Origin of the sequence: Algihabitans albus (genome assembly GCF_003572205.1) — a bacterium.
Classification (GTDB): domain Bacteria; phylum Pseudomonadota; class Alphaproteobacteria; order Kiloniellales; family DSM-21159; genus Algihabitans; species Algihabitans albus.
Genome location: NZ_QXNY01000006.1, coordinates 362,608 through 380,950, shown reverse-complemented (window position 1 = coordinate 380,950; position 18,343 = coordinate 362,608). Strand labels below are relative to the sequence as shown.

At 66.9% G+C, this 18,343-nt stretch carries 17 protein-coding genes; 10 read left to right on the top strand and 7 right to left on the bottom strand.

The features are described 5' to 3' along the window. Positions 1-12: 12 nt before the first annotated feature. The 4 genes from DBZ32_RS18530 (at position 13) to DBZ32_RS18515 (ending at position 5,707) form a co-directional block, all read left to right on the top strand. A complete protein-coding gene (locus tag DBZ32_RS18530) occupies positions 13-768 on the top strand; it encodes a GntR family transcriptional regulator (RefSeq protein ID WP_119168719.1) in 756 nt (251 codons plus the stop codon). Next, positions 765-2,462 carry a thiamine pyrophosphate-binding protein gene (locus DBZ32_RS18525; protein WP_119168718.1) on the top strand — a complete coding sequence of 566 codons (1,698 nt, stop codon included), beginning with the start codon at positions 765-767 and terminating at the stop codon, positions 2,460-2,462. The genes DBZ32_RS18530 and DBZ32_RS18525 overlap by 4 nt, the downstream gene beginning before the upstream one ends. An 85-nt stretch (positions 2,463-2,547) precedes the next feature. After that, complete coding sequence (locus DBZ32_RS18520) at positions 2,548-3,579, top strand: TAXI family TRAP transporter solute-binding subunit (RefSeq protein WP_119168717.1); 1,032 nt, start codon at positions 2,548-2,550, stop codon at positions 3,577-3,579. A gap of 85 nt (positions 3,580-3,664) precedes the next feature. Continuing rightward, positions 3,665-5,707: a TRAP transporter permease gene (locus DBZ32_RS18515; RefSeq protein ID WP_119168716.1), complete on the top strand. Its 2,043-nt coding sequence runs from the start codon at positions 3,665-3,667 to the stop codon at positions 5,705-5,707. Here the strand turns inward: DBZ32_RS18515 and DBZ32_RS18510 are convergent. The 7 genes from DBZ32_RS18510 to DBZ32_RS18480 form a co-directional block, all read right to left on the bottom strand. Beyond that, a complete protein-coding gene (locus tag DBZ32_RS18510) occupies positions 5,632-6,555 on the bottom strand; it encodes a VOC family protein (RefSeq protein ID WP_162906836.1) in 924 nt (307 codons plus the stop codon). The genes DBZ32_RS18515 and DBZ32_RS18510 overlap by 76 nt on opposite strands. An 86-nt stretch (positions 6,556-6,641) precedes the next feature. Then, on the bottom strand, positions 6,642-7,955 hold the full coding sequence (locus DBZ32_RS18505; protein WP_119168714.1) for a TRAP transporter large permease: 1,314 nt from the start codon (positions 7,953-7,955) through the stop codon (positions 6,642-6,644). Then, entirely contained in the window at positions 7,955-8,461 is a 507-nt protein-coding gene (locus DBZ32_RS18500) for a TRAP transporter small permease (RefSeq protein ID WP_119168713.1), read from the bottom strand. Before DBZ32_RS18500 ends, DBZ32_RS18505 begins: the two co-directional genes overlap by 1 nt. Before the next feature lie 84 nt (positions 8,462-8,545). Beyond that, positions 8,546-9,547, bottom strand: coding sequence for a TRAP transporter substrate-binding protein DctP (dctP, locus tag DBZ32_RS18495; RefSeq protein WP_119168712.1), 1,002 nt, complete (start codon positions 9,545-9,547; stop codon positions 8,546-8,548). 43 nt (positions 9,548-9,590) lie between these two features. Beyond that, positions 9,591-10,223 carry a 3-isopropylmalate dehydratase small subunit gene (leuD, locus tag DBZ32_RS18490; protein ID WP_119168711.1) on the bottom strand — a complete coding sequence of 211 codons (633 nt, stop codon included), beginning with the start codon at positions 10,221-10,223 and terminating at the stop codon, positions 9,591-9,593. A 30-nt stretch (positions 10,224-10,253) separates the two neighbouring features. After that, the gene (gene leuC, locus DBZ32_RS18485; protein ID WP_119168710.1) at positions 10,254-11,663 is read right to left on the bottom strand and encodes a 3-isopropylmalate dehydratase large subunit; all 1,410 of its coding nucleotides are present in this window, start codon (positions 11,661-11,663) and stop codon (positions 10,254-10,256) included. 126 nt (positions 11,664-11,789) lie between these two features. Then, positions 11,790-12,629, bottom strand: a complete 840-nt coding sequence (locus DBZ32_RS18480) for a GntR family transcriptional regulator (protein WP_119168709.1) — start codon at positions 12,627-12,629, stop codon at positions 11,790-11,792. Positions 12,630-12,804: 175 nt separating this feature from the next. On the opposite strand from DBZ32_RS18480, the gene DBZ32_RS18475 reads away from it, so the two are divergent. The 6 genes from DBZ32_RS18475 to DBZ32_RS18450 are packed head-to-tail and all read left to right on the top strand — an operon-like array spanning position 12,805 to position 18,315. Beyond that, positions 12,805-13,365 carry a tautomerase family protein gene (locus DBZ32_RS18475; RefSeq protein WP_119168708.1) on the top strand — a complete coding sequence of 187 codons (561 nt, stop codon included), beginning with the start codon at positions 12,805-12,807 and terminating at the stop codon, positions 13,363-13,365. A 35-nt stretch (positions 13,366-13,400) separates the two neighbouring features. Further along, positions 13,401-14,276 carry an isocitrate lyase/PEP mutase family protein gene (locus DBZ32_RS18470; RefSeq protein WP_119168707.1) on the top strand — a complete coding sequence of 292 codons (876 nt, stop codon included), beginning with the start codon at positions 13,401-13,403 and terminating at the stop codon, positions 14,274-14,276. Between the two features lie 18 nt (positions 14,277-14,294). Continuing rightward, on the top strand, positions 14,295-14,972 hold the full coding sequence (locus tag DBZ32_RS18465) for an isochorismatase family protein (protein ID WP_119168706.1): 678 nt from the start codon (positions 14,295-14,297) through the stop codon (positions 14,970-14,972). Between the two features lie 46 nt (positions 14,973-15,018). Continuing rightward, a complete protein-coding gene (locus tag DBZ32_RS18460; RefSeq protein ID WP_119168705.1) occupies positions 15,019-15,957 on the top strand; it encodes a polysaccharide deacetylase family protein in 939 nt (312 codons plus the stop codon). A gap of 4 nt (positions 15,958-15,961) precedes the next feature. Then, positions 15,962-16,897 carry a polysaccharide deacetylase family protein gene (locus tag DBZ32_RS18455; protein ID WP_119168704.1) on the top strand — a complete coding sequence of 312 codons (936 nt, stop codon included), beginning with the start codon at positions 15,962-15,964 and terminating at the stop codon, positions 16,895-16,897. Beyond that, entirely contained in the window at positions 16,897-18,315 is a 1,419-nt protein-coding gene (locus DBZ32_RS18450; RefSeq protein WP_119168703.1) for an FAD-dependent oxidoreductase, read from the top strand. Before DBZ32_RS18455 ends, DBZ32_RS18450 begins: the two co-directional genes overlap by 1 nt. The last annotated feature ends 28 nt before the right edge of the window (positions 18,316-18,343 follow it).

Sequence of the window (18,343 nt, the reverse complement as noted above, 5' to 3'; positions counted from 1 at the left end):
AGGACCCCTGGAATGCCCAAAACCCCTCAGGCCGCGACGCAAGGAACCGCGCAGGAGGTGCCGACGCACCTCTCGCAACGGGCCTACGAGCGCCTGCGGGAAATGGCGATCAACTATCGCTTTCGGCCTGGCGAGCGCCTGAACGAAGGCGTGCTGGCCAAGGACCTGCAGATCAGCCGGACCCCCTTGCGCGAAGCCATGCATCGGCTGGTCTCCGAGGGCTTGCTGCAGCTGATCAGCGGCCGCGGTTTCTTCGCCCGCCCGCTCGACGTGAAGGAAGTCTGCGACCTCTACGAAGCCCGGCTGGCGCTGGAGACGGCGATCGTCCGGCTGGCTTGCGAACGGGCCGCGCCGGAGTGGCTCGCGACGATGAACGGCTATCTCGACCGCAGCGTCAGCGCCCACGAGAGCGAACCCCTGGAACGCCTGCTGGAACTGGACGAAGGCTTCCACGAGCGCATCGCCGACTGCACGGGCAACCTGGAACTGCTGCGCATGCTGCGCAGCATCAATGCCCGCATCCACTTCTTCCGCTGGATCGACATGCAGGGCCGGCGGGACAACACCCAGGCGGAGCATCGGGCGCTGATCGCCGCCATCGGCAAAGGCGACGCCGGGACGGCGGTCGAGATCGCGCACGCACACGTCGCCCGGCGTCAGGATCAAATCATCGACGGTATTCGCGAGGGCTACGCACGCCTCTACATGGGCGAAGGTCCCCAGGCGGCCGGCCCAGTCTCCTACACCCCTTCACCGGAGGACCAATGAACCAGCTATCCGGAGCCGAAGCGCTCGTTCGCCTGCTCGACCTGCACGGCGTCGAAGTGATCTTCGGTCTATGCGGCGACACCAGCCTGCCGTTCTACGACGCGCTCCACCGCCTCGATCACGGCATGCGTCACGTCCTGACGCGCGACGAGCGATCGGCGGGCTACATGGCCGACGTCTATGCCCGCATCTCCGGCAAGGTCGGCGTCTGCGAAGGCCCCAGCGGCGGCGGTGCCACCTACATTCTCCCCGGCGTCGTCGAGGCCAACGAGTCCTCCATCGCCGTCCTGGCCATCACCACGGATATCGCCGTGAGCTCGCACGGCAAGTTCGCGCTGACCGAACTCGATCAGGAAGCCCTGTTCCGGCCGCTGACCAAGTGGAACAAGGTGATCGAAAGCAGCGACGCCCTGCCGCGCAGCGTGCGCGCCGCCTTCCGCCAGATGAGCAGCGGCCGCCCGGGCGCGGTCCATCTGGGTCTGCCTTTCGACGTGCAGAAGAACCCGGTCGATGCCGAGGAGATCTGGGGCGACGCCTCGCAGGGCCGCTTCCCGGCGCTGCGCACGGCCCCGGCCCCCGACCAGGTGGAGGCGGCCGCAGAGGCGCTGACCTCGGCGGAGCGCCCGGTGATCGTCTGCGGCGGCGGACCGGTCATCGCCGGTGCGCGCGCCGAAGTGACGGCCCTGGCCGAGCGTCTGGGCGCGGTCGTGGCGACCTCGATCAGCGGCCAGGGCGCGATCCTGGACGACCATCCCCTGGCGCTCGGCGTGGTCGGCTCGAACGGCGGCGCGGAGGAAACGCGGGCGGTTCTGGACGAGGCCGATCTCGTGCTGCTGGTCGGCTGCCGCGCCGGCTCGGTCACCACGGAGCGCTGGCGGCATCCCGCCGCCGGCAAGCAGCGGATCCTCCACATCGATGCCGAGCCGACGGTGATCGGCGCCAACTACCCCACCGAAGTCGGCCTGGCCGCCGACGCCAAGCTAGCGCTCGCCGCGCTGTTGGCAGCCGTGGATGGCAAGCTGGGCGAGACCCGGCGGCCGGCAGAGCGCGCGCGCAGCGCGGTCGCCGAGGCCAAGTCGGCCAAGTTCGCGCGCTTCAACGCCCTGGCCGACTCGCTCGACCGGCCGATCCGCCCCGAGCGGGTCGTGCGCGAACTCTCGGAGCTGCTGCCGGACGACGCCATCGTGGTCGCGGACCCCGGCACGCCCTGCCCCTACTTTTCGTCCTACTTCGAACTGAAACATCCCGACGCGCGGATGATCAGCAACCGCGCCCATGGAGCATTGGGCTACTCCCTGCCCGGCGTGCTCGGTGCCTACTACGCGCGCCCCTCGGCCAAGTGCGTGGCCGTCATGGGCGACGGCAGCTTCGGTTTCAATGCCGGCGAAATGGAGACATTGGCGCGCACCGGCGCCCCGATCACGCTGGTCGTCTTCTCGAACAGCGTTTACGGCTGGATCAAGGCCGGTCAGCATTCCGGCTTCGGCCAACGCTACTTTTCGGTCGACTTCAGCCAGACGGACCACGCCCGCGTCGCCGAGGCCTTCGGGCTGAAGGCCTGGCGTGTGGAGGATCCGGCCGAGCTGCGCGGCGCCCTGGCCGCCGCCATCGAACACGGCGGACCCTCGCTGGTCGACGTCGTATCGCAACCGCTGCACGAAGCGGCCGCTCCGGTGACGGAGTGGATCGCTTGACGAGGGCCGGCTGTCCCAAGGGCAGCGGCCACAGGAGGGCCGCCAAACCGCGCGGCCGAGACCCGGGAGGCAAAGGGAAAACCTCATGACGACACATCACACCAGTCTGCACATGCCTGCACTCACCCGCCGCTCCGTCCTGCGGGGCGGCCTGCTCGGCCTTGCCGCCGCAGGCGTCGGCTCCACCGCTTTTCGAGGCGGCAGCGCGCTTGCCCAACAGAACCTCCAATGGGGCTCCTCCTCCATCGGTTCGACCGGCTACGTCATCATGGAAGGTCTCGCCAACACGGTGAACCGCCACAGCGATCTGCAGAACGCCTCGATGGCCACCAGCGGCGGCACCGAGAACATGCAGCTCTTCGCCGAGGGCATCATTCAGTTCGGTCAGACCACCTCGACCGACTGGAAGCCGGCATCCGAGGGGCAGGCGCCCTATCCGGCGCCGATCGAGGTGCACCAGATGTTCGCCTACACGCTGTTCAACTGCACGCCGATGGTCCGGGCGGACAGCGATATCCAGACCCTGGACGACCTGCGCGGACGCCGCTGCATGCCCTCGCCCGCCGGCAGCTCCACCGCCACCATGTGGCAGGTGCTGTTCGAGGCGGCCGGCCTCTACGACGAGGTCGAATGGACCTACGGGTCCTGGCGCGAGACCTACGACGCGCTGCGCGGCGAAGCCGTCGACTGCATCCCCTCGCTGCTGACCAACGGCCGCCCGGCGCCGATCCTCTCCGAACTGAGCGCGACCGTCCCGGTGCGCGCGCTGCCCGTCTCCGACGAGATTCTGGAGCGTGCCAGGGAGATGAACCCCGGCGTGGCGCGCGGCGAGATTCCCGGCGGCGTGGTGCCCGGCATCGACAGCACGACGGCGGCGGCCTCCTTCTCCGGCGTTCTCGCGGCCTCGCCCGAGGTCGAGCCCGACGTGGCCTACCAGGTCATGAAGGCGATCTTCGAGAACGAGGAGGACGTGAAAGGTCTGGGCGTGCAGTTCCAGGACATCGGGCTGCCCTTCGGGACCGACTTCCTGGTCGCGGGCTTTCCGGTGCACAAGGGCGCGGCGCGCTACCTGAAGGAGCGTGGCGCGTGGCGCGACGACCTGATCGAAGCCTCCTGAACCGGACGGTCCATCGGACCGGCGCGGCGGACCGGCAGGTAAGCCCGGTCCGCCGCGTCGCGTCTCCGCGCGTCCGGCAACCCTTATGATTCGGACTCTCACCGCCAAGCTGGCCGGCGCGTTGACCGACGAGGACGGCGACCGCCGCCTGATCGCCCTGCTGGGCATCGTCGGCATCGTCTACGTCCTCGCTCACGCCGCTCAGATCATCTGGTTCGTGCTGCCTTCGGGCCAGTTCAAGATCATGCATGTCGGCGGCGCGGCGGCGTTGATCTTCCTGTCCCTGGCGGCGCGCGCGCCGAAGTCGGCGGGCCGCGCGGCCCACCTGGTGCTGGCGCTGCTCGCGGCGGGCACCGTCTGGTACGTCTTCGTCGAGCTTGGCGCGCTGACCTCGCAGCGTTCCTTCCTGCCGAACGCCACGGATCTCGCCGTCGCCACGGTCCTGCTGGTTCTCTGTCTCTATGCGTCCCTGCGCGAGTGGGGCTGGACCGTCAGCCTGATCGCCATCGTCGGACTGCTCTACGGCTACTTCGGCCAGGCCATGCCTGAGGGCTTGCTCTATCACGGCGGTCTCTCGCTGAAGCGGCTGATCGGCTACACCTCGATTCCCTATTTCAGCGGCCTGCTGGGCGGATTGGCGGAGCTGTCCGCCGGCACGATCTTCCCCTTCATGCTGCTGGCCGCGGCCCTGCAGGTGACCGGCTGCGTCGACTTCATCATGGGCGCGGCCTACCGGATCGGCGGACGCACGCGGGCGGGACCCGCTCAGGTCGCGATCCTGTCCAGCGGTATGATGGGCATGGTCTCCGGCTCGAGCGTGGCCAACGTCGCCTCGACCGGCGCCCTCACGATCCCCCTGATGAACCGGGTCGGCTTCAAGCCGGCCTTCTCCGGCGCGGTCGAAGCCGTCGCCTCGACCGGGGGACAGATCACGCCACCCGTGATGGGACTGGCCGCCTTTCTGATCGTCGGGCTGACCGGCGTCCCCTACGGCGAGGTGATCATCGCCGCCGCTTTCCCGGCGCTGATCTACTACCTCTATCTGATGTTCGCGGTGCACCTGCGCGCCGTGCAGCAGGATCTGGACGCTTCGGCCCAGGACGTCCTGCGCGACAGCCTCGGTTCCGACGAGAGCTTCTGGCGCAGCTGCCTCCATAACTTTCACTTCTTCATCGCGGTGACCTATCTGGTCTGGACGCTGATCGAGACCAACCTGGCGGGACGCGCGTCGATTCAGGCGACTGCGCTGCTGATCGGCCTCTACATCCTGCGCGAACTCGTCCTGTCCTGGCGCGGCCTGGTCTTCTCCTTGTCCGGGCTGGGCAGCATCCTGGCCCAGATCGCGAGATTGCTGGGACGCACCGCCTATATCGGGGCTCTGCGGGGCGCTCAGATCGCGGTGGTGGTCGCGGTGATCGGCGTCCTGGTCGACATCCTGTCGGTGACCGGCTTCGCCCAGAAACTGTCTTTCGCGATGCTGGAGCTGGCCGGCGGAGATCTCTGGCTGCTGCTGGTCGTCGCCGCCTTGGCCTGCCTGGCCTTCGGCCTCGGACTGCCGACCTCGGCCTCCTACATCCTGGTCGCGCTGATGGGCGCACCGGCCCTCGTCAGCCTCGGCGTGCCGCTGCTGGCCGCCCACTTCTTCGTCTTCTTCTTCGCCAACGTCTCGGCAATCACCCCACCGGTCGCCGTCTCCTGCCTGGTGGCCGCCAAGATCGCCAACGGCGACTTCCTGCGCACCAGCTTCATCGCCGTGCGGCTGGGTCTGCCGGGCTTCATCCTGCCCTTCATCTTCGTCATCCATCCCGAACTGCTGGGGATCGACGCCCACCTGGGTTACACGGCGCTGATCGCCGTCATGGCGCTGCTCGGCGTGGTGTCGCTCAACGTGCTGCTGGAGGGCTTCCTGCTCCGCCCTCTGACCTGGCCGCAACGGATCAGCCTACTGCCCGCGATCCTTGGCCTCCTGCACCCCAACCTCTGGGCGTCCCTGGTCGGCATCGCCATCCTCGGCGGACTGCTCGGCTGGCAATGGACGACCCGGCAGCGCGCTCAAGACAGCCAGGAAACCGAGGCCTCCAGCGGAACGACGCTGGCCGACCCGCCGAGTTCGGGCGGGAAGCGATAGAGGGCCTCGCCCGGTGCCGGCATCGTCGCCTCCAATCCACCGGCCTGGAAACGATCTCGGGTCAGCTCCGTGTCAGAACTGCCGAGGGCCGTCGCGACGATGACCGGCGGGGACGGCCGCGCGGCGGAAGGTGCCACGCCGACTCCCGGCGCAACGCTGTCCAAATCCTCCGGAGCGACGAAGACGCAGGCGCCGCGATCCAGATCCAGCAGCCAGCGCGCATCCCGGCGCCGGGGCGCCCGCCCGACGAAGCGGCCGAAGCGCCGCGCCGTCTCCTCCGGATCGGCGACGACGAGCAGCACCCCCTTCAGCGAGACCACGCCGTTGTCGTGGGTCAAGCGCCGCTCCTGCCAGACCAGCTCCTCGGTATGGTGCTGCAGCACCTGGACGCGCCCCTCCGGCATCGCCTCGGGCGGGACGCGCAGAACGGTGAAGCGCGCCTCCCGGGTCTCGCCCTGCGGATCCTCGACCGGGCGGGTCAGGGTCACCGGCGCCCTTGGCTTGAAACCTTCGGTGACCAGGGTCGCATGGGCCGCCTGCGGATCGGCCAAGCTGAAGGCGATGAGATGCAGCCCCACGTAGCGATCCGTCGCGGCGTGAAACTGCCCCGCCAACTCGGTGTCGCCGACGGCGGTCAGGAGTTCCAGGTAGCCTTCGCGCAGCATGGCGCAGCGATTGGCCATGCCGGCGGAGACCAGCCCCTCGGGCGTACGGTTGCGCTGCTCGGTGAAGGGCGTCAGCCGGAAGCCGATCCGCTCGAAGAAAGTCGAGGCACGCGCGAGGTCCGGCACGAAATGCGCCACATGATCGAGAAAAATCTCGCCCTTCTGCGGAAGCTGTCTGGTCACAATTCCTCGCCTAGGATGTTGGGAAAGCGCCGTTTCGCGCGAAGACGCGGGCGCGGGACGGAAAACAGTTTAGCCGCCAAGCGCCCCTAAAGCAGCATTCCCGGCAGCCAGGTTGCAATGGCCGGGAAGGCCGTCAGCAGCGCCACCAAGAACATGGAGCAGAGAATGTAGGGGATCGCCGCCTTGTAGATCGTCGCCATCGAGGTTCCGCTCGGCGCCACGCCCTTCATCACGAAGAGCAGCAGGCCGAAGGGCGGCGTGGAGAAGCTGATCTCCAGCGCCAGCAGCACGATGATGCCGAACCAGATGACATCGAACCCCAGCGCCTGGGCCAGGGGGAAAAAGAAGGGCACCGTCAGCATCATGATCGAGATCTGCTCCATGAAGGTGCCGAGCACCAGGAGCACGGCGAACATCGCCAGCAACATGAGCAGCGGCGAAAGGTCGAAACCGATGCCCCACTGGATCAGACCGCCCGACGCGCCGGAGAAGGCGAGCAGCTGGCTGAAGGTGGCGGAGCCGAAGACGATCAGATAGGCCATCAAGGTGACCTTCAGGGCGCCGATCACGGAGACCTTAAGCGCCTCCCAGGTCATGCAGCGGAAGGCGAAGGCCAGCAGGATGACGCCCAGCGCGCCGAAGGCCGCGGATTCCGACGGCGTGGCGAAACCGACCAGCATCAAGGTGATGATGACGATCATGACGCTGATCATCGGAAGGATGTCCCGGAAGAAGAGGACCAGCTTCTCCCGCGTCGAGATCGTCTCCAGCGCGTAGGCCGGCGCGGCCGAGGGGTCGAGCCGCGTCTGAATCCAGATCGTGACCATGTAGAAGGCCGCCAGCAGCAGCCCCGGCAGGATTCCCGCGATCAGCAGCGCGCCGATGTCGATCTTGGCCAGGGTGGCCAGCAGCACGGCCAGGGCGGAGGGCGGAATGATGATCGCCAGTCCGCCGGTGCCGAGAATGGGGCCGATGGACATATGCTTCTTGTAACCCCGGCGCTCCATCTCCGGCACCAGGAGCGACCCCATCAGCGCGGTCGATCCCATCGACGAGCCGCTCAAGGTCGAGAAGGCCGTGCCGCCGGCCACGGTCACGTAGGAGAGCCGGCCCGGCACCCGTCCGATCAGACGGTCGACCGCGTTGAACATGCGCAGCCCGAGACCGGTGCGGAAAAACAGTTCCCCCATCAGCAGAAACAGCGGAATCGGCACGAGATTGAAGCTCGAGAGAGCGCCGAAGCCGTTGTCGAGCATCTGCACGACGCCGGCCTCGCCGCCCATGAAGTACCAGGCTCCGATGACATTCGCGGCCAGGAAGGCCAGCGCGATCGGGGTTCCCACCGCCATGAAGACGATAACCAGGCCGAGCAGGAAGCCCAGGGCGACGTACCACTCCATCACTCTTTAAGTCCCGCTTCGCCGCTATGCAGGATCTCCGGGCCGAAAACGAACCGCGAGAACTCGACGGCCATGAGGCCGAAGCTGATCGGGAAGGCAATGGTGAGAATCCACTTGGGAACGAAGAAGGCGCGCACGTCGAAGTCGTTCCGCGCGATGTTCATCGTGACGAGGTCCAGGCCTTTCCAGGCCAGCACCCCGCAGACCGCGACACAGAGCAAGGCGACCAGCCGGCTGAGAACGGTCAGCGCCACAGGGGGAAGCACCGAGGTCAAAAGCTCGATATGGACATGCCCCTTCTGCCGGACCAGCCAGGGCGCACCCAGAAGGGTCAGGTAGAAAAGGGAATACTCGGTGGAGAGAAAAAACCAGGCGGACGGCTGCAGGCCGAGATTACGGATTACCACCGAGACGACGATGGCGACCATGAGCCAGACCAGCAGCACGCCGGCGATCAGGGCCATTCCGTTCAAGACGTAGGAATAGAGACGCAGCGCGTATCTCATGCCGTCATCCACCCGGCGGGCATCCCCAACCTAAACTCAGAAAACTGAGTGGGGGCTGCCTCACGAGGCAACCCCCACTCAGCCTTAGAGATCGTTGAACGCCTCGATCAGCGCGTCATAGTGCTCCAGCCCTGACGGATGGCGCTCCATCTGCGTGCGCATGCGATTCCAGGTCGCCTCACGGGCAGCCTCCGAGAAGGCGTCGGCCGCCGCACCCTCGAGCGTCACCACCGTCATGCCGTCGGCCTCCAGTTCGGCCTGCTGCTCCTGCGCCACCTCGGCGAAACCTTCAGCGCTGCTCCGCTCGTGCTCGATGGCGACCTCCTGCAGGATCTGCTGAGCCTCGGGGCTCAGCGCGTTCCAGCTATCCAGGTTCACGATCGCGCCCATGTCGGTGGAGAAGAAGGAGGGCTCGATGCGGTAGTTGAGAAAGCGGTCCCAGTTCAGATCCTTCAGTCCGATCTGGGTCCAACCGGTAGCATTGACGACCGAACGCTCGAGCGCCGCATAGACGTCGGTGGTCGGCAGACTGATCGGCTGAGCCTGGAGATAGTCCTGGAAGAAGGCGTCATAGACCGGATTGCTGCGCAGCTTCATGCCGGAGACGTCGAGGTTGCCCTCCGCATCGAGCTGCGGCTCCTCGATGGAATAGAGGTTGTAGCTCACGCCGCTATCGAACCAACCGAGATAGTAGACGCCCATCTTCTCCTGATGGATACGGTTCATCAGGTCGATGCCGCCGTTCTCGCGCGCATAGATCGCGTTGGTGTTGGAGGCCACCATGGCATCCCGCTCGGGCACCGTTCCGGCGTAGAAGCTGGCGGCCGTGTAGGCCATGTCGACCACGCCGTTGCGCACGGCCTCCGGCTGCTGAGCCAGGCCGATCACCTCGGGGCCGCCACGCACGTCGATCTGCACGACACCCTCGCCGCGCTCGTTCACCTTCTCGACGAACTCCAGGAAGCTCTGGGTGTAGATCAGAGAGGGGGGGAAGGCGTGCACCGCGCTCAAACGGTCCAGCGCCATGGCCTGCGACGACGTGAGGATCGCCGCACCGCTCAAAGCCGCAACAAGGTACTTGTTCATTCTCGCCATCCCTATTCCGTTTTCATCGTTTTGGTCTTGCTACCTAGGCTTCACGGGGCAACGCTGGCCGGACCGGACTCACCCAGGGGAAGACGCGCAGGCGCTCCGCCGCGAAGTCGTCAATGGCCGCCCGGTGCCGCTGCGTCATGCCGATGTCGTCCCAGCCGTTGATCAGCTTGGTGCGCCAGACCGGGTTGACGGTAAAGGCGATCTCCCGTTCGCCAGCCCGCAGCCGGCAACGCTCCAGATCGACCTTTAGCGGCGCCGGCTGATCGCCGAGATAATCGAAGAGGCTCTCCAGGTCCGCTTCCTCGACTGTGGCGGGCAGCAGGCCGTTGTTGACCGCGTTGGCGCTGAAGATGTCGCCGAAACTGGACGCCACCACGCAGCGGAAGCCGAAGTCGACCAGCGCATAGACCGCGGCCTCGCGCGACGAACCCGCGCCGAAGTTCCGCCGCGCGACCAGGGTGCGCGCGCCCTCCGCGTCCGGGCGGTTGAGGATGAAATCGGGCCGGGCATTCCCTTCGGCATCGTGCCGCAGGTCGTGCAGGAGAAACTGTCCGTAGCCGGCGCTGCGCGGCTGCTTCATGAAACGCGCCGGGACGATCTGATCGGTGTCCAGGTTCGCCAGGGGCAGCGGACAGGCGAGACCTGAAAGCAGCTTTAAGGGCTCCATACCTTTACACCCGGTCACAGCGCGCAGCCATCACAGCGCACGAACATCGGTCAGCCGGCCGGTCACGGCGGCGGCGGCCACCATGGCCGGCGACATGAGATGCGTCCGGGCACCCGGTCCCTGACGCCCCTTGAAATTGCGGTTCGTCGTCGAGGCGCAGCGTTCGCCACTGGCCACCTGATCACCGTTCATCCCCACGCACATGGAACAGCCCGAGGCGCGCCACTCGAGCCCCGCCGCCAGGAAGACCTGGTGCAGACCCTCCGCCTCGGCCTGGAGTTTCACCAGGCTCGAGCCCGGCGAGACCAGGCCCGGCACGCGAGACCGGCGCCCCTTCAGGACGGCCGCGGCGGCGCGCAGATCCTCGATCCGGGCGTTGGTGCAGGAGCCGATGAAGACCCGGTCGATGGCAATCTCGGTGAGCTTCTGACCCGGCGTCAGCCCCATGTAGTCCAGGCTGTCGCGCGCCTGGCGGGCCTTCTCGCCGTCTTCCATGGCCGCAGGATCCGGCACCTGCCGGTCGATCGGCAAGGCCTCTTCCGGCGAGACGCCCCAGGTCACGGTCGGCGCGATTTCCGCGGCCTCGATCACGACGTCACGGTCGAAGCGCGCGTCCAAGTCGGTCCGGAGAGACGACCAGTAGCGGGCCGCCCGCTCGAACTCTGCGCCTCGGGGACCGAACGGGCGGTCGCGCAGATAAGCCAAAGTCGTCTCGTCGGGTGCAACCAGACCGCAGCGCGCGCCGCCCTCGATGGAAAGGTTGCAGAGCGTCAGACGGGCCTCCATCGACAAGGCCCTAATCGCCTCGCCGGCATATTCGATGGCGTGACCCCGTGCGCCGTCGGCTCCCAGGCGCGCGATCCAGGTAAGCGCGATGTCCTTGGCCGTCACGCCGGGGGCCAGGTCTCCCGTCACGGTCAGGCGCATCTGTTTCGGACGGGTCTGCCACAGCGTCTGGGTGGCCAGGACATGCGCGACCTCCGACGCGCCGATGCCGAAGGCGATAGCGCCGAAGGCGCCGTGGGTCGCGGTGTGACTGTCGCCGCAAACCATGATGAGGCCCGGTTGCGTCAGGCCCTGCTCCGGCCCCACGACGTGAACGATGCCTTGGCGCGGATCGTCGAGCCCGAAGAGTGCAATGCCGTTGCGTTCGACGTTGTCGGTCAACTGCTCGACCATGTTGCGGATCGCCGGATCGCCGATCCGCTCGCCGGTCCGTCTCAGGGTCGGAACGTAGTGATCCGCGACGCCGAAGGTCAGGTCCGGCCGCGCCACCGGCAGACCCCGGTCGCGCAGCTTGTCGAAGGCGTGAAAGGAGCCCTCGTGGACGAAGTGCCGGTCGATCCAGAGAAGACTCTGACCGTCGTCCCCGCGCAGGATCTCGTGAGCGTTCCAAACCTTGTCGAACAGCGTGGAGGGCTGGGTGTCCGGCGTCGTCATGGCACTCACAGATGGAAACGCAGTCGATCTTCTGCAAACTGTATTTCTTTTAATACATTTAGACTTCGGTCGAACAGCCGGTCAAATGTATTTTCGCAGACCAAAACGGCTTGCCGCTCCGTCGCCTCAGCGCCGGCCGGCCTTGGACGTCTTCGGCTCCCCGCCGGCCTCGCCCATCGGCTCCCAGTAGCGGGCCGCCTCGTCGCCCGCACGGTTCAGTTCGATCTGGAAACGGTAGCGGTCCGGACGATAGAGGGCGTCGAGATGTTCCACGCCGCGCCCGTCCTGGTCGTAGACCACGCGGGTCAGGGAAATGAGCGGCGACCCCACGGCAACGCTCAGCGCCTGCGCCACCTCCTGATCCGCCAAGGCCGCCGAGATAGTCTGCGTGGCCTGGCTCACCTTGACGCCGCTGCGCTCCAGCAGGGCGAACAGCGGCGTGTCGGCGAGGTCCGCTTCGTTGTAGTTCAGCGCGATCCGCTCGGGCACATGGGTCACCAGGTAGGAAAAGGGCTTGTCGTTCATCAGTCTGACCCGGATCGAGCGCTGAACCCGTTCGCTCGAGCTCATTCCCAGGCGTTCCCGGACCATTCCGGTCGGCTCGACATAGCTGAACTCCAGCAGCCTGACGTGCGAGGCCTCGCTCATCTGCACCATGTTGGGCAGCAGGTTGGAGACGCTGGCGGTCAGGCGCGCATCCAGGGGCTGTTCCAGCACGAGCGTGCCGATGCCGGGCCGGCGCGCCACCAGACCGGCCTCCCGCAAGGCCTGCAGGGCACGCCGCACCGTCACCCGCGACACCTTGTGCTGTTCGGCCAGCTTGAGTTCGCCCGGCAGCTTTTCGCCCGGTTCCATCCGCCCGCTCATGATCGCATCCTTCAGAAGCAGGAAAATGCGATGCGCCTTCATGCCGCCGACAGCGGCAGGTTCGGCCAGCGTATCCACCCGGTCGTCGGATCGCGTCATGGGGCCGGGAGTCCCGAAGGACGCCTGGCGGGAAGGCTGTTCCCCATCGCATGGGGACTTGACGCCTGTCGGTGACCGGTCATAGTAAATGTATTATTCATCGTACATTTCTATGTATCTCATGTCGGCATGATTTATCAGATCGGCAGGGTGAAACATAGAGGGGGATCGGTGCATGCCCGTCATCCAGGTCAACCTGATTCGAGGCTACTCGAGCGGGGTCAAGCAACGCCTCTGCCGGCGCCTGACCGACGCCACGCGAGGGGTGCTGGACGCCGCGCCCGAGGCGATCACTGTGTTCCTGCATGAGGTCGAAATGGACGGCTACGCACGCGGCGGACGCGCCCGTGCACCCGCCATCGCCAGCGAGGAGACGCCGGAGGAGAGGGTCCGCGCCTTCCTGACGGCCCTGGAGGCGCGCGACCTGGATGCTGCGGAACGCCAGATCAGCGACGACTTCGTCATGGTCTTTCCCGGCAGTCCGGAGATGACCCGCCTGTCCGATCTGATCGCCTGGGCGGGAGATCGCTACCGCTTCGTGCGGAAGACCTTCCAGACCTTCGACACCTGCGACCACGAGGACCACAGCGTGGTGATCTGCCATGGCCATCTGTCCGGCGAGTGGCCGGACGGCACGCCCTTCGAGGCCATCCGCTTCATCGACCGCTTCGAAGTCCGGGACAACCGGCTGGCGCGGCAGGACGTCTGGAACGACCTCGCGCTCGCCAGATCCTGAGCGCCTTTCCCTTTCCTTCAAGGAACCTGTCCGACATGACCGTTCATCCCAGCCAGCTCAAAGACCGGCTTATCGGCCCCTCGATCGAGGTGGCGCCGGGCGTCTACGACGCCTTGGGCGCATCGCTGGCCGAGCAGGCCGGTTTCGAGACCATCTATCTCTCCGGGGCCAGTCTCGCCTACACGCAGCTCGGCCGGCCCGACATCGGTCTGCTCGGCTTGAGCGAAGTCAACGACGCCCTGCTGCACATTCGCGAACGCACGGAGCTCTCCATCATCGTCGATTGCGACACCGGCTTCGGCAATGCGATGAATGCCATGCGCAGCGTGCGCCTGCTCGAGCGGTCCGGCGCCAACGCCATCCAACTGGAGGACCAGACCTACCCGAAACGCTGCGGACACCTGCGCGGAAAGACGCTGGTGCCGGCGGCGGAGATGGTCGGCAAGCTGAAGGCCGCACTCGACGCGCGCGACAGCGAGCGCACGCTCATCATCGGCCGCACCGATGCGGTGGCGGTGGAAGGGACCGACGGCGCCCTGGACCGCGCCGAGGCCTACCGCGAGGCAGGCGTCGACATCCTGTTCATCGAGGGCATCCGAAGCGACGGGGACGTCGAAAAGATCATGTCCCGCTTTCATGGCCGGGTGCCGATCATGGCGAACATGGTGGAAGGCGGCGATACCCCCCTGAAGACCGCGGAGGCGCTGGAGGGCCTGGGCTTCTCGCTGGTGATCTTCCCCGGCGCCCTGGTGCGCGCCGTCACGCACATGGCAACCCGCTTCTTCGCCACGCTGCGCCGGGACGGGAGCACCGATGCCTTCCGCGACCGGATGCTCGATTTCACGCAACTCAACAAGTATCTCGGAACCCAGGCAATGCTGGAACTGGGCGAGAAGTACGAGAACCGCTGACCCCGCAGGAGAGACCGGATGATCACCACCGACAAAACCGCCAAGGATCTCTTTCACGAGGTCATCGCCAACCCTCAGCGGGTCCCCTTCGGCTTCGGCGAGAAGGCCGTGTTGATCAACGTCGATCCGCAGAAGGCCTATACCCGGACCGACCTCTTCAAGACGGCTTACGAGACGGATCCCAGGCAGCTCGAGCATGTCAACGGGCTGGCCAAGTCGTTCCGGCAACTCGGCTGGCCGGTGGTCTGGACCCATGTCGCCTTCCTGGACTCGGCCGAGGATGCCGGCATCTGGGGCACGCGCAGCGATACGCCGGACTCGCTGCAGAACATCAAGTACGGCTCGGAGCGGGCCGAGTTCGACGAGCGGGTCGAGATCGATCGCAGCCGCGACGTCGTCTACACCAAGCGCATGCCCTCGGCCTTCTTCGAGACGCCCCTGCAGTCGCTTCTGGTCTGGCACCGGGTGGACACCGTGATCATCACCGGCGGCTCGACCTCGGGCTGCGTGCGCGCCACGGCGGTCGAAAGCCTGTCGCGCGGCTACCGCACCATCGTCCCTCTGGAGTGCGTGGCCGACAAGCACGAGAGCTACCACTACGCCAATCTGACCGACATGCACCTCAAGTACGCCGACGTCCTGCCGGTCTCCGACGTCCGGAGCTGGCTCGAGACGCGGATCGCCCAAGCCGGATGAGGCTGCTTGCGGCCGGCCCCATGACCCCGCGCGGGAGAGACTCCTCGTGAAAGAGACGCTGGATGCCTACGACTACTGGCCCTACGAGAAGCGGCCGAAGATCGAATGGCCGGGCGGCGCCCGTGTCGCTTTCTGGGTGGCGCCGAACATCGAGTATTACGAGATCGACCCGCCGGCGAACCCTCACCGCAAGGCCTGGCCCACCCCGCATCCCTCGGTTCCCGGCTACGGCATCCGGGACTACGGCAACCGCGTCGGTCACAAACGCCAGATGGCGCTGCTCGACAAGTACGGCATTCGGGGATCGGTCTCCCTGTCGGTGGCGCTCTGCGAGCATCACCCGGAGATCATCGAGCAGTGCCGCGAGCGCGACTGGGAGTTCTTCAGCCACGGCATCTACAACACCCGCTACACCTACGGCCTGAGCGAAGCTCAGGAACGGGAGTTGATCCGCGACGGGATCGAGAGCATCCATCGCCACACCGGCCAGACCTGCGCCGGCTATCTGGCGCCGGCGCTGTCCCATTCGGAGCACACGCTGGACCTCTTCGCCGAGGTCGGTCAGGAGCTGTTCGGCGAGGACGCGGGGATCTACACCTGCGACCTGTTCCACGACGACCAGCCCACACCGATCCGTCTGCGGTCGGGCCTGCGTTTCCTCTCGGTTCCCTACTCGCTGGAGATGAACGACACCATCGTCTTCGCGGTCAACAAGGTGGAGCCGCGCCACTACCTGACGATGCTGAAGCGCCACTTCGACCGCCTCTATGCCGAGGGGGCGGAGAGCGGCACGGTCATGTGCATTCCCACCCACAGCTATCAGGTGAGCTGCCCGCATCGCATCAAGGCCTTCGAGGAGGCGCTGGAATACATCACCGGCCACAGCGACGTCTGGGTCACCACGGGACGGGAGATCGCCCGTCACTATCTGGACACCCACTTCGATACGGCGCTGCAGGACATCGCCGCCAGGACGGGAGGATAGGAGCATGGCCCTCGACGACGGCTACCTGCGCTATCCCAAGCGCCGCCACGGCTACGACCATGAACGCTACGACTGGTCGATGCTGGCCGACCGCCCCCCGATCCGCTGGCCCGGCGACAAGCCGCTGGCGGTCTGGATCAATCTTTCGCTCCAGTTCTATCCGCTGAACCAGCGCGGCGTGCCCTTCAAAGTGCCGGGCGGCATGACCATGCCCTACCCGGATCTGCGCCACTTCACCTTGCGCGACTACGGCAACCGGGTCGGGGTCTACCGTGTCTTGAAGGCTTTCGACCGCTCCGGCATCCGTCCCACCTTCGCCATCAATACCCAGCTGGCGCAGCAGACGCCCTACCTGCTCGCGCGCCTGCTGGAGCGGGACGGCGAGATCCTCTGCCACGGCTGGAACATGGACCATCTGCATTACGGCGGTCAGGACCGCGCGGACGAGGCGGAGATCGTCCGGCGCGCGCTGGAGACGCTGCGCGAGCTGACCGGCCAGCCGATCCGCGGCTGGCTCAGCCCGGCCCGCAGCCAGAGCTGGAACACCCTCGACCTGCTGGCGGAGAACGGCGTCGCCTACTGCGCCGACTGGGTCAACGACGACCTGCCCTATCCGGTCTCGACCGAGACGGGGCGCTTGACCGCCATGCCCCTGTCCAGCGAGATCGAAGACCAGGTCGTTCTGTCCCAGAACCTGCACTCGGAGCTTTCCTGGGTCGCTCAGGTGAAGGACGCTTTCGACTATCTGCTGGCGGAAGCCGAGCGCGAGGGAGGCCGGCTCTTCGCCCTCAGCCTGCATCCCTGGCTGATCGGACAGCCGCATCGCATCGCCTGTCTGGAGGAGGTGCTGGATCACATCGGCGCGTCGGACCGCATCTGGCAGGCGCCGGCCGGCGAGATCCTGGACGCCTTCCTGGCGCAGACCGAAAAGGACGGCTGATGCCGGTCACGCGTCGAGTGCCGGGTGAGACAATCGAGATGCAGGTGCCCCTGCTGATCGTGGGCGGCGGCGCTTGCGGGCTGGTGGCGGGTCTGGCCGCCGCCGGGACCGGCGTCCCCGCCGTCATCCTCGAACGCGACAGCGTGGCGCGCGGCAGCACCTTCATGTCCTCGGGCTTCGTTCCGGCGGCGGGTTCGCGGTTTCAAGCGGAAAAGGGAGTCCGCGACAGCGCCGCGACCATGGCCGCCGACATTCAACGCAAGAACGGACAGGAAGCCGATCCCGCCGTCGTGGCCACCCTGGCCGAGCAATCGGGCCGAGTGATCGACTGGCTGGCCGAGACGCACCGCATCCCCTTCTCGCTGGTCGAGGGATTTCTCTACCCCGGCCACAGCCACCTGCGGATGCACGCGACGCCGCGCCGCACCGGCGAGGAGCTGATGAGCTGCCTGCTCAATGCCGCCGGAACGGCCGGCATCGACCTGCTGACCGACGCACGGGTCGTGGAACTGCAGGCAGACGACGAAAACCGAATCCACGGCGTCAGCTTCGAACGGCCGGACGGCAGCCGCGAAAGCGTCGGCTGCGAGGCCCTGATCCTCGCCTGTTCGGGTTACGGGGCCGATAGCGAGCTGGTGGCGCGCCATCTGCCAAGTCTGCGCGATGCGCTCTACTACGGGCACGAGGGCAACCGGGGCGATGCCCTGCGGTGGGGCGAGGCCCTGGGCGCGAGCCTGCGCGACCTGGGCGCCTGCCAGGGCCACGGCTCCCTGGCCACGCCGCAGCAGACGCTGATCTCCTGGGCGCTGATGATGCGCGGCGGAGTACAGGTCAACGCCGCCGGCCGGCGCTTCTCGAACGAACACGGCGGCTACTCCGAGCAGGCCGCCAAGGTGCTGGCGCAGCCCGGTGGAACCGTCTGGAACCTCTTCGACGACCGCATCCACGAAACGGCACTGGAGTTCGAGGACTACCGCAACGCCCGGGAGGCCGGAGCGGTCCGCGTCTTCGAGGATCTGGCCGAGATGGCCGAGGGCCTGAGTTTGCCCCTGGACGCGCTCGAAGGAACCTTCGCCGAAATGCGCGCGTTGGCCGCAGGCGGCGAGCCCGACGCCTTCGGCCGCACCTTTGCGCCCGAAACGCTGCTCGCCGCGCCCTACCGGGCGGTCCGCGTCACCGGCGCCCTGTTCCACACCCAGGGCGGGCTGGAGATCGATACGCGCGGGCGGGTGCTCGACAGGGCGGGACAGCCCTTTCCGAATCTCTTCGCCGCCGGAGGCGCCGCGCGCGGCGTCTCGGGCTCCGGCGACAGCGGCTACCTGTCAGGCAACGGGCTGCTCAGCGCCGTCGTCATGGGCGCCATCGCCGGACGGGCCGCAGCGTCTCGCTGTAGCCGGACATCCGCGAAAGCCGAATAGCTCCGCCACAACCCTCTGTGAACGGGTG